The 13,032-nt window shown below is 40.3% G+C and carries 16 protein-coding genes; 10 read left to right on the plus strand and 6 right to left on the minus strand.

All coding sequences use genetic code 11. The annotated features are described in order from the left end of the window. On the plus strand, positions 1-88 hold an 88-nt coding region (locus tag ACYVFD_RS16500), incomplete at its 5' end, for an integrase core domain-containing protein (protein WP_461091945.1). A 7-nt stretch (positions 89-95) separates the two neighbouring features. Here the strand turns inward: ACYVFD_RS16500 and ACYVFD_RS16505 are convergent. The 3 genes from ACYVFD_RS16505 to ACYVFD_RS16515 form a co-directional block, all read right to left on the minus strand. After that, complete coding sequence (locus tag ACYVFD_RS16505; RefSeq protein WP_461091352.1) at positions 96-1,133, minus strand: hypothetical protein; 1,038 nt, start codon at positions 1,131-1,133, stop codon at positions 96-98. Between the two features lie 90 nt (positions 1,134-1,223). After that, positions 1,224-2,156, minus strand: coding sequence for a DUF4238 domain-containing protein (locus ACYVFD_RS16510; RefSeq protein WP_461091354.1), 933 nt, complete (start codon positions 2,154-2,156; stop codon positions 1,224-1,226). A 308-nt stretch (positions 2,157-2,464) separates the two neighbouring features. Continuing rightward, a complete protein-coding gene (locus ACYVFD_RS16515; RefSeq protein ID WP_461091355.1) occupies positions 2,465-2,881 on the minus strand; it encodes a GIY-YIG nuclease family protein in 417 nt (138 codons plus the stop codon). 125 nt (positions 2,882-3,006) lie between these two features. Here ACYVFD_RS16515 and ACYVFD_RS16520 point away from each other — a divergent pair, with 125 nt between their 5' ends. From ACYVFD_RS16520 to ACYVFD_RS16560, 9 genes are all read left to right on the plus strand, one after another. Beyond that, positions 3,007-3,135, plus strand: a complete 129-nt coding sequence (locus tag ACYVFD_RS16520) for a hypothetical protein (RefSeq protein ID WP_461091356.1) — start codon at positions 3,007-3,009, stop codon at positions 3,133-3,135. Between the two features lie 220 nt (positions 3,136-3,355). Beyond that, the gene (locus ACYVFD_RS16525) at positions 3,356-3,904 is read left to right on the plus strand and encodes a hypothetical protein (protein WP_461091357.1); all 549 of its coding nucleotides are present in this window, start codon (positions 3,356-3,358) and stop codon (positions 3,902-3,904) included. Continuing rightward, entirely contained in the window at positions 3,894-4,286 is a 393-nt protein-coding gene (locus ACYVFD_RS16530; RefSeq protein ID WP_461091358.1) for a hypothetical protein, read from the plus strand. Before ACYVFD_RS16525 ends, ACYVFD_RS16530 begins: the two co-directional genes overlap by 11 nt. A 217-nt stretch (positions 4,287-4,503) precedes the next feature. Continuing rightward, positions 4,504-4,893, plus strand: a complete 390-nt coding sequence (locus ACYVFD_RS16535; protein WP_461091359.1) for a hypothetical protein — start codon at positions 4,504-4,506, stop codon at positions 4,891-4,893. Continuing rightward, positions 4,890-5,246 (plus strand): hypothetical protein, encoded by a 357-nt coding sequence (locus ACYVFD_RS16540; RefSeq protein WP_461091360.1) that lies wholly within the window; start codon positions 4,890-4,892, stop codon positions 5,244-5,246. Before ACYVFD_RS16535 ends, ACYVFD_RS16540 begins: the two co-directional genes overlap by 4 nt. A 445-nt stretch (positions 5,247-5,691) precedes the next feature. After that, positions 5,692-6,642: a hypothetical protein gene (locus ACYVFD_RS16545; RefSeq protein WP_461091361.1), complete on the plus strand. Its 951-nt coding sequence runs from the start codon at positions 5,692-5,694 to the stop codon at positions 6,640-6,642. A gap of 368 nt (positions 6,643-7,010) precedes the next feature. Then, entirely contained in the window at positions 7,011-7,652 is a 642-nt protein-coding gene (locus ACYVFD_RS16550; RefSeq protein WP_461091362.1) for a hypothetical protein, read from the plus strand. Between the two features lie 1,283 nt (positions 7,653-8,935). Beyond that, the gene (locus ACYVFD_RS16555) at positions 8,936-9,400 is read left to right on the plus strand and encodes a hypothetical protein (RefSeq protein ID WP_461091363.1); all 465 of its coding nucleotides are present in this window, start codon (positions 8,936-8,938) and stop codon (positions 9,398-9,400) included. Positions 9,401-9,672: 272 nt separating this feature from the next. Next, on the plus strand, positions 9,673-10,176 hold the full coding sequence (locus ACYVFD_RS16560; RefSeq protein WP_461091364.1) for a hypothetical protein: 504 nt from the start codon (positions 9,673-9,675) through the stop codon (positions 10,174-10,176). A gap of 292 nt (positions 10,177-10,468) precedes the next feature. Here ACYVFD_RS16560 and ACYVFD_RS16565 read toward each other — a convergent pair whose 3' ends face one another. The 3 genes from ACYVFD_RS16565 to ACYVFD_RS16575 form a co-directional block, all read right to left on the minus strand. Beyond that, the gene (locus tag ACYVFD_RS16565) at positions 10,469-11,047 is read right to left on the minus strand and encodes a hypothetical protein (protein WP_461091365.1); all 579 of its coding nucleotides are present in this window, start codon (positions 11,045-11,047) and stop codon (positions 10,469-10,471) included. A 468-nt stretch (positions 11,048-11,515) separates the two neighbouring features. Continuing rightward, a complete protein-coding gene (locus tag ACYVFD_RS16570; RefSeq protein WP_461091366.1) occupies positions 11,516-12,070 on the minus strand; it encodes a response regulator in 555 nt (184 codons plus the stop codon). 438 nt (positions 12,071-12,508) lie between these two features. Continuing rightward, positions 12,509-12,934: a response regulator gene (locus tag ACYVFD_RS16575; protein ID WP_461091367.1), complete on the minus strand. Its 426-nt coding sequence runs from the start codon at positions 12,932-12,934 to the stop codon at positions 12,509-12,511. Positions 12,935-13,032 lie beyond the last annotated feature (98 nt).

Below are 13,032 nucleotides of genomic sequence, written 5' to 3' on the forward strand. Positions count from 1 at the left end.
GGATGAGTGGTTGGTGGAATACAACACGGAGCGACCTCATCAAGCCTTGAAGTTCATGACGCCGGTTGAATACCGACAGGCGGCTTAAACTCCAGTTAAAACTGGCTCATAAAACGGGGTAAGGACAATATTTTTTGAATATAAAAAAGCTCAGAGATTATTATGTATTCATTGTTTTTCTTCTTTAATATAGGCGAAGATCTTAAATGTCTAAAATCATTATCTTCAATTGAAATATTATTATTAATAATATTCATGTTTATGAATTTCAATACTTTACTATTAAGTTCATGTGGTTTTAATACAATAGGTTTGGGATTCTGACTTAACTCGTGAGTCCTCTTACTATCAAGGATTGAAAATAGTACGGGTAAAAATAAAGACATATATTCCTGAAACGAACTACATTCATACCTTAATAGTAAGTCATTGATTAGTTCAGGTTTATCTTTTTGCATGAAATCATTTAAGTACAGGGCTTTAACTATCTGAGTTGAGGAAACAAACATTGCCTTTATTCGGTCAAAACTCATTATTTCATATTGAGTGATTCCATGAATAATGTAGTATTTCATTAACTGATCCTCAATATTCTCTGGACTATCTACCTTTATTTCTTTCAAAAATAGCTCTTGATCACTCTCTATAATTTCTTTAATGGTTGATATATCCGAAGTGTCATCTAGGCTCTTTATTAAAACACTTTCCGTGATTTTGGTATTACATACCAGTAACAGCTTAAATAATTCTAAATTCAAGCTGTTAGTATTCAATGGGTGTTTAATGGTTGCATCCATTGAATAGAGTATTTCTAAGAATTTTAAGGTATTAAGCTGATTAATTAACCTTAATTTAAGGTTATGATCTGGAAATTTACTTATTAAATTATAATTACATTCTAAAATTTTTTTGTGTATATATTCTTTTATTTCTACCTCAGTGTCAGAAAACCATCTATCAAGTATCAAATTATCCCAGTCATGCCAAGAAGACTCTACAGACGAAAAACTTACTAAAACAGCGGCTAATTCTATTAGTCTATCTCTATCGAGCCCTCGGGCATAGTATTGATAGTCTTTCATTTCCTCTTCAGGAAAAACATCATGAAAGCCCAATAATATATGAGATTCCATCTTATTAAATCTTATAAAAAATAAAATACACCGTCATCCTAGTACTTGATTGATTGTCGTTGTAAAATACAATGCTATAGTGAAGGCTTATCATTGATTAAGTCTATGCATGATATCATACGTGACCTTGTTTAAGTCTACGTTTAGAAATTCCGGTTTCAGTCCCTCATATCCTTCTACCATATGACGCAGAAAGGCTTCATTTGCGCAAGCTACGTAACGGTTTGACTGATGTAAAATGCTTGTATTAATAAGCGTATGTAGATGTCCATCGTAAAATTCAGGTACTTTATCAGCTAGAATGAGTATGCGGTTCTTACTAATGGGTACAATTAGTTCGTTGAATATTCGGTCCAAACGCAACTCAGGATTATTGGTTATGAATGGGCTGTCACCGATGAGTGTGTCCTCGAAGCTGTTCGGTAAGTAAAACAGATTCCACTTTTCAAGTAATTCAATGCCTTCCTGGAGGGCTGACGGAGAAAGGGGTACAGTCTGTTTGAAATAACGAAGATTGTCGACATTACTCAGAATCTCATGTTGAATTTTGGTTATGACTGAATCAGGTAGGGGATTACCTGAATCGTCCGTTATATAGTTAAAGTGCCGACTCGATAAACCTTCAGTTTCGACCAATTTTCTGAATAACTCATCTGAATAAGGTGACCACCAAAAGAGCATGCTGAAGAATAGGATAATCTGAATCTTATCTTGCATATCAATCTGTTGGGTACCATCACCGTCTTTAATTTTCCTCAAAAAGGGAGCTGATTGAGAATCCATTTCAGTATGGTATGGCTCTTCGAGGGTAAACAGAAACTTACCATCTGGCCGGTAGCTATTCAGATGATTAACACAAAACCAATTATCAGGACGTTGCCTTACGTGAAACTTTTTTTCCAGTTTATCATAAACGTAAAACAACCCCTTCTCATCGGTGAATCCATTTAAATAGAAGATGGGTAGGTAGTGATGCTTTTTAGATGGCTTCTTTGGCAGAAAGTCCGAATCAAAATCTTTCATAGCTTAAGTAAATAACAGGAATGTTAGATGTCCTTCAAAGTAAAAATAGAAAATGCTCGAGCTGAATGTGCCTCTACCTGGCTTTTAGAGCCTAAAGAAAAGCAATACACAGATTGCTTTGTCTTGCTGGGAAGAGCGCTTAACCAAGAATGAGCGGATAGTAAAAAGATAAGGTCAATGACCAGAGCTTTCTTCTCTGCCACCAAAAGCATGTAGGCAAAAACCTAGCCTCCTCTAAAGCTATATATAAACTTTGTAGGCTATCGTTGTCCTTAAACCCTGTTTGTTGGTTCAATTTATACAATGACTCACATTTTTGTAATAGTGCTAAGGAGCGAGCATGCCAATCCTGAACAGTTTTTATTTCCTTTGTTTTTAATGGTGTTCTTTAGCGAGTTTCTTCGACTTTTTAGTTGGGTAAACGGTGAAGATGCTGATGAAGGAATTCCTTCCACCTGATTCAAATTATACTTACTGATCAGCTCAACTACTGAACTGTGACTGAGTGAGAACCACTCACCCACTACCCTGAACTCAGCCAAATCCGAATGAATTTTACTCTCAATACTTCTGGCAGATTCTAATACAAGTGATTCAGGCCGGCTCTTTGCAATTAAAGTAACCGGGTAAGGGCAACCATTCTGTATTGCCGCAATGCGCTTATCAATATTAGTGGATATGCCTATTTTATATCTCCCAGCTGCGTGTAGTAGATAAACACTCATAAGTTGCTCTGTATTAAAATGTATTGTAGTTTTATACTAAAAGCTCAAAATGTAGTATGTCGACATCCAAGTTGCCTCGTTCTATCCGCTTCGATTCAGAAGTGGATCAAAAAATATCTGTCCTAATGAAAACTTTTGATGAAAGTGCAGTCAAAGTCCTACATAGAGCCGTTGAGTATTTATATGAAAATCAAGAAGCTGCAATCGACTTGGAAGCCCAAAAGAGAAAGACTAGAATGCAAGATCAAAAATAGTATCTTTAACTACATTTCACTACAATATTGTATTTTTGTAGTGATTTATCATTAACTTCGTTTGACAATTAGAGACGAAAGCGGTCACATATTGCTTGTTTACATAGCTGCCAGACCAAAACGGTAGATATCTAATTGAATTAAAACAATAAACCCGTATCGAGATAGCTTGGCGGCAGATCGATACGGGCCATTTGATCAACCAAATCTTGCAATTCAGATGACCGGACAAAATTATGTCGTGGGTGGGGGAAATACAACCCCTACTGCAACCAATCAGCCCCAAAATCCATCAGCGGCCAAAATTGGCCCTCAGTCACCCACAATTCCTGATAGTCGGCAAGGCCAATCAGCTCTTCAGCAAAACGGCTCAACGCCCTTGCCGATACGACCCGAGTTTAGCCCCATTAACGCCGATGAGCATCCTTCGCTGAATCCAATCGATTCAGAAGCTCCTAAACTAACTACTGTAGGACCTGAGCAGGTTCAGGTAAATAAATCAGTCTATGAGGCTCAAACTCGATTGCTGGAGCTAGTCGACGACTTCCTACGTCGAGGTAAAGGAGTAACGCCCATTGAGGCTATCAATGAGCTCCTGTTCGAGTGGCTTTCTACGCCACATACCACACTGGCCAGCACGCGTGATGAAGCCAAACTATGGATAGCCCTGGAGCTGGCTTCTTTTCTATCCAAACTGAAACAGTACGCTGATCAGGCTGACTACCGGCTAGAAGAGGCCCATCAGGAGGGGGTATTATATGGTCAATAATATAACCACCTCAGCCGGTGAAAACCTGACTAATGCCAATGTATGGCAATTGAAATTACAGGTTGCCACCGTAGCCGAGGAAGAGCATCGAGGTAAACATTTATCGCTTTCGGCCGCTGAACACATTTTAAGTGCCTTAATAGAAGCCAGAACCAGTAGAATAAAGCGTTTAACGGCCTGGATAGCCGGAATGGCCAATTCTGACAGTTACAACGAGGCAAGGCTAAAGGAGTGCCTGAAAGATGATTTCGTTCGGGAGTTAAATGAAGTCGAAAGTCTTTCCTTCCTGATCGATGATATAGCCACTTCACTGGCCGCCGATCTTCGGGAGGCTGGTAATGCCATCTTACTCGAACGAAAAAAGGAGGTGAGCCGTGACTAACGAGCACCTTTTCACTGATACCCTGATCTCCTTTCGCAACTGGGCTTCCAATGCCTTACACTACGTAAATAGGAGGAATCACTTGGGCACCTCAGAAAAACTGGAGGCCCTTAAGGGATTGCGAGAATATGAGATCTATTTAAGCAAGTTGATCGAAAGGCATTCAAACGAGGATTACGACTCAGCCCTCTACCAATTAGTACGAGGGCAGGCATTGATGAATCACTTTGCTCATCTGTATGAATATCCGCGCTACCCCCTACCTGATGATGTACCAACTCGTAAAGCCTTTGATTGTATTATGTGCAATGTGAACGATGATTCGATGAGGCCCTATTTCCGAAAAAACGATGAATTGATTTGCAAGCCAATCAAGTTCATTGCCAATCTGAAGCCTCACGAATTGATTGTTATCACGTTTCGCAAAAACTACCGAACTCCTAGGCAGGCCAAAGTAGGCTGGTTTGATTCGATCATTGGAAATACCCTCTTTCTGGAACGTCACGACCCAAAACTAGGGAGGCTAAAACCAGACTGGCATATATCTATGTTCGATGTGGTTCATATCTGGAAAGTAATCACCGTTAGCTGCGACTGGGACCAATGAATAAGACCTTAACCGCAACCAGGCTGTCAAAACGCGAAAAGCGGAAACAGCAAACCCTCGACTGGGATTCCTTCGGCCGAACGGGGTATATGCAGGTAATGCATATTGAGTTATGGTACGTCGACGGTAGTAAGGGTGAAATCAATATTACCTCCCCGCATATCATCTGGAGTGAAGATGTCGAAACCCAGTACTACTATATGCGTGAGTACCTTAAAAGCCAACACGACCGGCTAGGCATTGTTAGGTATCGAGGTCATTGCTATCATAATATCAATGGGATATTGAAGAAAGTGTTTTCGTATGCCGCATTCGACTTGATCACCAATAGTAATGTTGAGGGCTATGAATAGACTACGTATTGCAAACTTTCGATATAAATTTCATGCCCCATTTTATGGTCGTATATTATTGCTGTTTGAGCTATATTCTATAATGTATTCATGAACCGCTAATGGTGTCAAGGTGTCAAACACCTTATAGAGTGTTTGACACCTTGACACCATTAGCGGTTCATGAATACATTATAGCTTTTGGAGTACTGTAGCATGAAACAGATTAAATCCATTAATCTGCTTAAATTAGTTTACCTCAACAGGTTCGCTTAGGCTACCCTGTTGAGGTAAGCTTTTGATAATGGAATAGGCCAAGAGCCCGAGGTTCAACTGCTCCAGTCATATAAAAAAACATTCCAGCAAGTATTTCTTTAAAATAATCGCAACTACGCAAAAAGCTTGCGCAGTCAGCTCTAACCTTTGTTTATACCAAACTAAAAATCAGTTTTAATAAACAGGCATTATGGAATTTGAAATGAGACTAGAATGGGCTGAGGGTGTAAAATCAACTCTTGAGCCGATGGACGGACAGTTGCGTGAATCGATAATCGAGGGAATAAAGCAGCAGGCACAAAAAAGCTTAGTTGCCTACCAACAGCGGCCCGATGATCTGGAGTCCATATATACCGTTTCGCACATTCAGATACCAAACCGAAATCTTTGGTTTGAACTGGCAACTCAGTATTATGTAGAAGCTCAAGAAGCTATTTTTTTAGTTCGTAGCATACATGAGGTGTCAGTAGCTGAAGTTATGCAACAAAAGATGGATGGTCTGGAACAGTTAAAGAAACTCCATATCGACCGGGCTTATAAAATGATGAATGCCTATAATCGGTCATTGTATCCCTTTGATTTATTTGCTGCTGCCGTTTACAAGAGATCTATGTCATTGATTGATGGGTTTTTAAAAATGATCCCGTCAAACTTTATCTGTGCAGCTCCCTTGGTACGCTTGCAGGTAGATAATTTACTTAGATTTTATGCTGCTCAAAGGGTCAGCGTTGATGTGCATGATTTTGCTTTAGAGGTTATGGGGGGCACAGCTATAAAAGATATGCGTGATAAGGATAACCCTAAACAAAAATTGACTGATGCCTATTTGGTCCAATTATTCAAACAAATTGAGCCAAGAATCGAACCACTTTATAAATCTACGTCGGGCTATATCCATTTGAGTGAAAAACATTTTTACAATTCATTTACTTTCTCGGATAAAGAAGGGGGTATAATTGAGGGTTGTGTATCGGAAAGCGATCAGTTTATAACCGATGAAGAAAGGCTAGAGGCAATTGTAGCGTTGACCGTGATTACGGATAAACTATTATGGTTACTGGATTCCTGGACATTTGTAAAGAATAATCCAGTCCAAGCTAAAGAGGCATGGGACAAGGGGCATCGGTTTATTGCAAAGTGAACACTGACTTAAGAGCTATAGCAATCTTTTCGTCAAATTATTTCCACTTTTTAGTCTTATGAAAAGTCTGGAAACCGTGCATTTTATACATAAATGAGGAATCTGGGTAATGACAATATGTAACGCCGACCGAGTGGCTCAAAACGGCTTTTTTGACCGGAACCGGAAATACCGGTTCCGCTAAACGGATCGAGACTATCCCTTACTGCATACATAAAAAACGGTTCAACAACTTCATTTTACGCTCATTTTTCAGGCTAAAACCGTCAGAAATCAACCAAAAAGTAGGGGTAGAACTAGGTAAAAGCATAACATTTTGCTAGTTTTCCTTAAGGATTTAGACGCGTTGAGGTTGGAAACCTTGTAGTATGGTCTGGACTGTTGAGAACTACCAAAAAATCGATTTGGCCTACCTGAAGAAACATGGTTTCATGGGCCCTAAGCCAATCTATAATCAGCTGGGCTTTCGCAATGGGTTTAACGAACGCATAGGATACGTTGATTTATGGTTTCCTGTTGCTAAGAAGGATCCGGCTCAGGGGGCCATGCTTTTGGCTGGCGCCATCCACGGCGAGCCGATTCAATTAGTAGTCGATATGATTCGCCTTGAGAGCAATCTGGGCAAAGGCGGAGGGCAGTGGTATTTCATATGCCCTAAAAGCGGCCGGCGTTGTCGAACGCTGTTTTTCAATGGAGCCAGGTTTGTATGTCGGCAGGAGATGCCTGGTAAGTACTACGATTGCCAGATGGAAAGTCGAACATTTAAAGCCCAAAGCCAGCATATCCTCAACATTCATGTTTACCGCAGGTTCGCTGAAGCCTGGTATAACAAACCTCGCAGTAAATACACCTACTTAGGTAAGCCTACCCGGCCGATGCAACGCTTCAACCGATTTTGGGAAAAGTGTCTAAATTCAGATGGCATTTTAAAGAAAATCTATCAGCAGCAGGATCTTCATGCCCAGAAAATAAAACAAGCCATTCTAGCCGCAAATCAGGCTTGTTATTGAGCAACCTTTAAAAAAGCAGGGGAGTGCAAATCCATTAGGCGCTAGGCCCAAAAATCGAAAGTGTAGGCTTTAAATCGATTTTGTTTTTCAACTGTGTACAAACCTTGTTCCGAGGATAACATTTGAGGGCCTTTCAATACTCTCAAAAACGTTAGTTTTCGTTACGTTTTCAGCTTTTTATCCGAAAATGCGAACATTAGTTATATTCACAGCTAAAGCGGTTTTAATCAACACAATGCGCGGAAGTAAACCTGTTCAAATCTACGTTTGGCTATGGCCAATTGTTAAGTATTGTTAAGGTTTTAGGTCATTATGATCACGAGCGTTCGTTTCCTATTTTAGACCAGCCAACTATTGATGAATAGCATAAACTCTTACCGCACTAAGAGTTTATGGGTGCGCTTGCCATTACGTACAAAAACCGTCACTTGGCAATCAGTCAGCAAGAAGGATATTATATTGCCGAAACGGACCAGGTTGCACCACGGCGGCCGCTGGATGGATAATTCGTCATTTGGGAGAAAAATCAGTCTCTCAAACTCAGCTAAAATGTGAGATTTTGATTTTGATAAGTGAGATGACAATTTGAGATTGTGCGTAGTTGAAATTGACGCAATCAATAGCAGTTTGGCGACAATCGCTTGAAATGGGCGTTTTCTAAAACAGTAATTAGCCTAAGTCTTCGTACTTTGCCTAATATATAACAGATTATACAACAGATGAAGCTGCTGTTGACATGTGAAATTTCAACAGGTGTACCTGCGCCGATTGGCTTGTTGACTGGGTTCGAAGACAAGCTAAATGAGCACTTCAAGGCAAAAAACTATGGGGAGTCTGTACAAACTATTTATGGCAGTTTTGTCTGCGTTAGTGCGGAATACGAGTTTCTTAACCCGATTAGGAAACCAAGGCTGTTACGGAAAGAGCCTAGTCTTGAATTTGAGTATAGACTAGACTTCAATACATATAGGGGAATGGATAACAATGAACGTCTACGATACATTGCTACAGGCTATTATAATAACCTCAAAGCTACCTTCGCAATCAGGAAGGCTAAACGCTTTGATAGCGAAGCCTTCTTGAAAGACGTTGAGAGGTATTTACTACATTGTAGATTGTTAACGAGTTAACATAAGCGCAGTGGCTGTTGCAAAAGTCGAATTACTGTAAACCGACGGTTTGAACCAGCATTTTTATCTACTAAATGGGTCGTAAATAGCTTATGTTTAGCACCCATTTGACCCGTTCGGGACTTTTGCAACAGTCACCGCACTTATATAACAATGAAGAAGTCTGTATTATCTGTGCTGGCTTTAGCTCTTATGCTTTCTGTACTATACTTTTCTTTAGCTGACGCTTTTTTTTCAGAGTCAGATGCTACTGAGGAATTATCGAATATGAAAATAGAAGTCAAAGATGATTTCACTATAGTGCAAAATGAGACTACAAATGCATTCGGTGATTACTCTCATATATTCAAGTTGAAAATATCTGAAAACGATGCTCGGACGATTGCTAAGACAATTCGATTATCAACCGAGTATGACACTTTTAGTGATATAAACTCTTCTGCCTTTTATCCCAAGTATGCAGGCAATAAGTTAAAAACTTGGGTAACTAAAGATTACGAAAATGCACAAACGATAATACGAGATCGATATTTTCCAATTGATACAGGAGTCATTACTAGCTTTAAAAGAGTCAGCCTTAAGGGAGATACACTCACATTTTTTAATGTTATCGAGTAATTTATACTATGCTCATTTAATCAGATAAATAGTACTTATTCAATAACCCAATCCGCGTATAGGTCCACTTCATTAGGAAATAATCTATTAACATAACAACAGTTATAAAACGAGCCTTTAGAAAGTACAATATTGTGTATCCCTTAACAAAGGTTAGTTTTTGTACTTATGGATGAAATTTTCAAATATAGTATTCATTCCAACCTTCTATATCTATATTTACACATATGATGTACTAATATAGTTTTCGCTGTCGCTTACTAGCCAATGTTATGAAAAGACTAACACTCCTTACTCTATCTGTTTTAGGTTTATCAGCATGTAACGATCCTGATAAACAACCTGAAAACGCTCTTTTAGAGGGTACTTACGAGGTGACTCGCCTGACTCAGTATCAAGACGGTAATAAAGTTTTTGACGGTTATCTACCCTATCTTCTGTCAGATTCGATAACAGTATCAAATCGTGTTGGTATTAGTATTGATAGACAAAGGGGAGAGCCCAATGTTTACCTCGTACTAAACCAAAATCAAAAAAGTGAATACAAAGGGGAGCGGAAAGGAAAAAGTATAGGCGGAAATATTGGAGGTTTAGATATCACTCTTCAAAAGGTTTCAGGTCTTACCTATAGTTTTTATAAAGATGGTACTACCAAGATTGGAACGGGTAATGGCAGTGAGCTTTCGATTGATACCGAGGACAAAGACTCAAATGGTCATACTGTAAGATACGTTTTGGTAGCAAAGAAAATAATTGATAAAGCGATCGTTTTCTAAAAGAGAAAAATATCAAAAATGCCAGTCATGACATACATCGTAATAACTGGCATTTTTTTAAGGTTTGTATTATAACTCTCGTGGCTGTTACAAAAGTATAGAACCAGTTAAATAAGCATATATTACCGACCAATTATGGCATAATAACTAGCTAAAAATTGGCTGTTCAACCAGCCCGTTCGAGGTTATACTGACTATTGCAACAGCGACTCTCCTTGTGTTATGAAAATATACTAGGAATATAGTAAATAGCTGACTAATAGGCAAGTCTTAAAATGTTCTCATCGGTAGGTTACAATCTTAGGCGAATTTGAGGACCAATATGTACCCCGCGTATCTCAGGCTGGACAAAACAACCAGCCTTAAGACCAAGTCCTATTTTCCCTGATAAGAAATAATATCCCTCAATACTAATTGGAACCTCGAAATCAGCAGCATATGCAGCCTCGTAGGTGTTGCCTTCATAGGGATATTCTAAGCGTTGACTATAAAATCCTACGCCAACTCCCATTTGTAAGCTAAGTCGAGGTTTTGCTACTACAGCGTATTTAGCCATTGCATACCCATGTAAATCAAAACCTTTCGAGTTGGGTTTATCCGTATATGTACCATTGGCCAGCTTAACAGAAAAACCATCATAGTAGCCAAATTTACCACTCATGAAGCCAGAAGAAATAGTCCACCGATTCGTGAGGTGATAATCAAAATCAGCCGAGAAATAGGCTTTGATATTTCTGGTATCATAAAACTGATTATGGTAGAGGATTGGACTGTTGTACCCTCCATAACTAAAAGCTATATCGTAGGCTTTTTGTTGAGCAATAACCGACACTGGCGCAATACACAGCAAAGTAAAAAGTAGTGTTTTCATAAATTAAGCTGTTTATTAAATGATCCTCAAAGTCTGCTTCGGTCGCAATTACCTTCTACTGTTTTGTTATATAAGTGCCATTATGTTAGTTAACCCTCAGTTGGCAACTTTTCAACGGCTACCAAGACAGTTCCCTCTGTAAGGTTTTTCGGCTCGGCCTTTACTAAAGTACCTGGTGTGAACTCCCATACTTCATCCTCAGAATCGTATAAGTCATGACCTTGAAGTTGATAAACTCGGTCGCCGATTGAAAGAGCTGGAACGAATCTATAAACCTGAGTACCTTCTTCTAGTAACTGAACGTAAATACCTTCTCTCATCGAACAGAGCATCAAATCTGTTGTATAATCTGTTATATGTTAGCTAAAGCACAAAATGTCAGGCTAATTACTTGTGATTAGCCGTCTCTTCAAACCCTCCTCAGTGAGACGATAAAAGCTTTGCGTGTAGACTGAAGCATGGTTCAACCTAAACCCAATGTCGGCGGTTCCAAAAAGGGTCTAATAAGCGGAGGGCTTGTGGCCAATCGGCGTATCGAGTCGGCTTGACTAGAAAGCCATCCGCTGAATACGCATAAGCGGCTAAAATATCACCCCGCTGATTGGACCAGCTCAGCATAATCGTCGGAAGAGATTGATAGCGGGGATGGGCTTTCAAGGTTCGTAAAACCTGCAAACCCTGCTCGAGAGTCGGTAAATATAAATCTACCAGGATCATACAGGGCAACTCGGTGGGGGAAGCCTCCAGATGAGCCATAACGGCCTCTGGCTCTGACACCCACTTTAGCTGGGCTGATGGAAAGTGTTGCTGCAAGGCCAGTTGGGTCATTAACCATTGATCAGCATTGTCCTCCACCACTAAAAGCGTTGACGACCGTTCATTGTTAAGTCCCTCCGTAGTTGATAGGCAACGGGAGTCGTCCTTTTGCGAGAAAGAAAAGTAGGATTCATAGATCCGGGCCCGGTAATCGGCCAGCAATCGAGCAAACGGATCGAGCTTGGATGGGGTAGAGTTAGTCATCATTCGCAAGACAATTGGATACGTTTTCAAGGCTAGGCACTATAGGCCATAGCCAATTCTACTTAGGTAGAATTAGCCTATAAATGTATACAGATCGATGGGTATGGCGCAAACAGATGGGTGAATATTGTAGGAATGGTCACCCAAACCGTTTGGGTGCGGTAAGGGACTTCCCCTGAGCCACTGCTGCCCTGCGGCTCAAGGGAGACGAAAGTAATTTGAGCCAATAAACAATGGTAGGCTGGACAGGAGGGGCTTCTGGAAAGCAATCGGGTTCGTCTTAGTCAAGACGGTATCAATCCATGGATAGGGATAACGAAGCCTTTGGGCTGAAGGGATTGGCTAGGTACTGGATAAGAATAAAAACGGCCCAGCCTTGTACGGATGCAGGTTTACAGCCTCCAGACGAGGGGACTATCGGACTAGAAATTAACTAATCGCTTACTGGTCAGTAAGCCAAGGCACAAAGAACTGATCGAAAATCGCCGTATACTGGTTAATCGACGTCGGCTTTACAATGTAGTCAGTCGCTCCACTCGCTTTAGCCCGTTCGATGGTTTGGGGGTCATCGGCCGTTGACATAATTAGCACGGGAATATTCTGCCAATTGGGGCGTTGACGAATCTGTTGGACCGCCGATAGCCCATCCAAAATGGGCATATTAATATCCATCACCACCAACCAATGCACATCATCATCCTCGCGGATAGCACTGTTATAGGTCAGAAAGTCCAGTAGTTGCTGCCCGTTGGTAAACTCATAGATGGGTAATTGTTTTTGGGCGTTCTGAAAGGCTAACTTAATCAGTAGGCGATCATCCTCATCATCATCGACCAAGATATACGACAGGGGATACTTGTTGTTCATGGAGGGGACAAGTAAAGGAAATGGTAGGAACAACTCAAAATAAATCCAACTCATCGGTTGGGCTAGCAGCCCGATTGATGAAAGGTCCTGCTCTGGAA

It is taken from the genome of Spirosoma gilvum (genome assembly GCF_054776815.1).

What these genes read in the sequence shown, in the direction of transcription:
- ACYVFD_RS16505 (WP_461091352.1), bottom strand. Translation starts at nt 1,133, where the DNA reads ATGGAATCTCATATATTATTGGGCTTTCATGATGTTTTTCCTGAAGAG.
- ACYVFD_RS16510 (WP_461091354.1), bottom strand. Translation starts at nt 2,156, where the DNA reads ATGAAAGATTTTGATTCGGACTTTCTGCCAAAGAAGCCATCTAAAAAG.
- ACYVFD_RS16515 (WP_461091355.1), bottom strand. Translation starts at nt 2,881, where the DNA reads ATGAGTGTTTATCTACTACACGCAGCTGGGAGATATAAAATAGGCATA.
- ACYVFD_RS16520 (WP_461091356.1), top strand. Translation starts at nt 3,007, where the DNA reads ATGAAAACTTTTGATGAAAGTGCAGTCAAAGTCCTACATAGAGCCGTT.
- ACYVFD_RS16525 (WP_461091357.1), top strand. Translation starts at nt 3,356, where the DNA reads ATGACCGGACAAAATTATGTCGTGGGTGGGGGAAATACAACCCCTACT.
- ACYVFD_RS16530 (WP_461091358.1), top strand. Translation starts at nt 3,894, where the DNA reads ATGGTCAATAATATAACCACCTCAGCCGGTGAAAACCTGACTAATGCC.
- ACYVFD_RS16535 (WP_461091359.1), top strand. Translation starts at nt 4,504, where the DNA reads ATGAATCACTTTGCTCATCTGTATGAATATCCGCGCTACCCCCTACCT.
- ACYVFD_RS16540 (WP_461091360.1), top strand. Translation starts at nt 4,890, where the DNA reads ATGAATAAGACCTTAACCGCAACCAGGCTGTCAAAACGCGAAAAGCGG.
- ACYVFD_RS16545 (WP_461091361.1), top strand. Translation starts at nt 5,692, where the DNA reads ATGGAATTTGAAATGAGACTAGAATGGGCTGAGGGTGTAAAATCAACT.
- ACYVFD_RS16550 (WP_461091362.1), top strand. Translation starts at nt 7,011, where the DNA reads ATGGTCTGGACTGTTGAGAACTACCAAAAAATCGATTTGGCCTACCTG.
- ACYVFD_RS16555 (WP_461091363.1), top strand. Translation starts at nt 8,936, where the DNA reads ATGAAGAAGTCTGTATTATCTGTGCTGGCTTTAGCTCTTATGCTTTCT.
- ACYVFD_RS16560 (WP_461091364.1), top strand. Translation starts at nt 9,673, where the DNA reads ATGAAAAGACTAACACTCCTTACTCTATCTGTTTTAGGTTTATCAGCA.
- ACYVFD_RS16565 (WP_461091365.1), bottom strand. Translation starts at nt 11,047, where the DNA reads ATGAAAACACTACTTTTTACTTTGCTGTGTATTGCGCCAGTGTCGGTT.
- ACYVFD_RS16570 (WP_461091366.1), bottom strand. Translation starts at nt 12,070, where the DNA reads ATGATGACTAACTCTACCCCATCCAAGCTCGATCCGTTTGCTCGATTG.
- ACYVFD_RS16575 (WP_461091367.1), bottom strand. Translation starts at nt 12,934, where the DNA reads ATGAACAACAAGTATCCCCTGTCGTATATCTTGGTCGATGATGATGAG.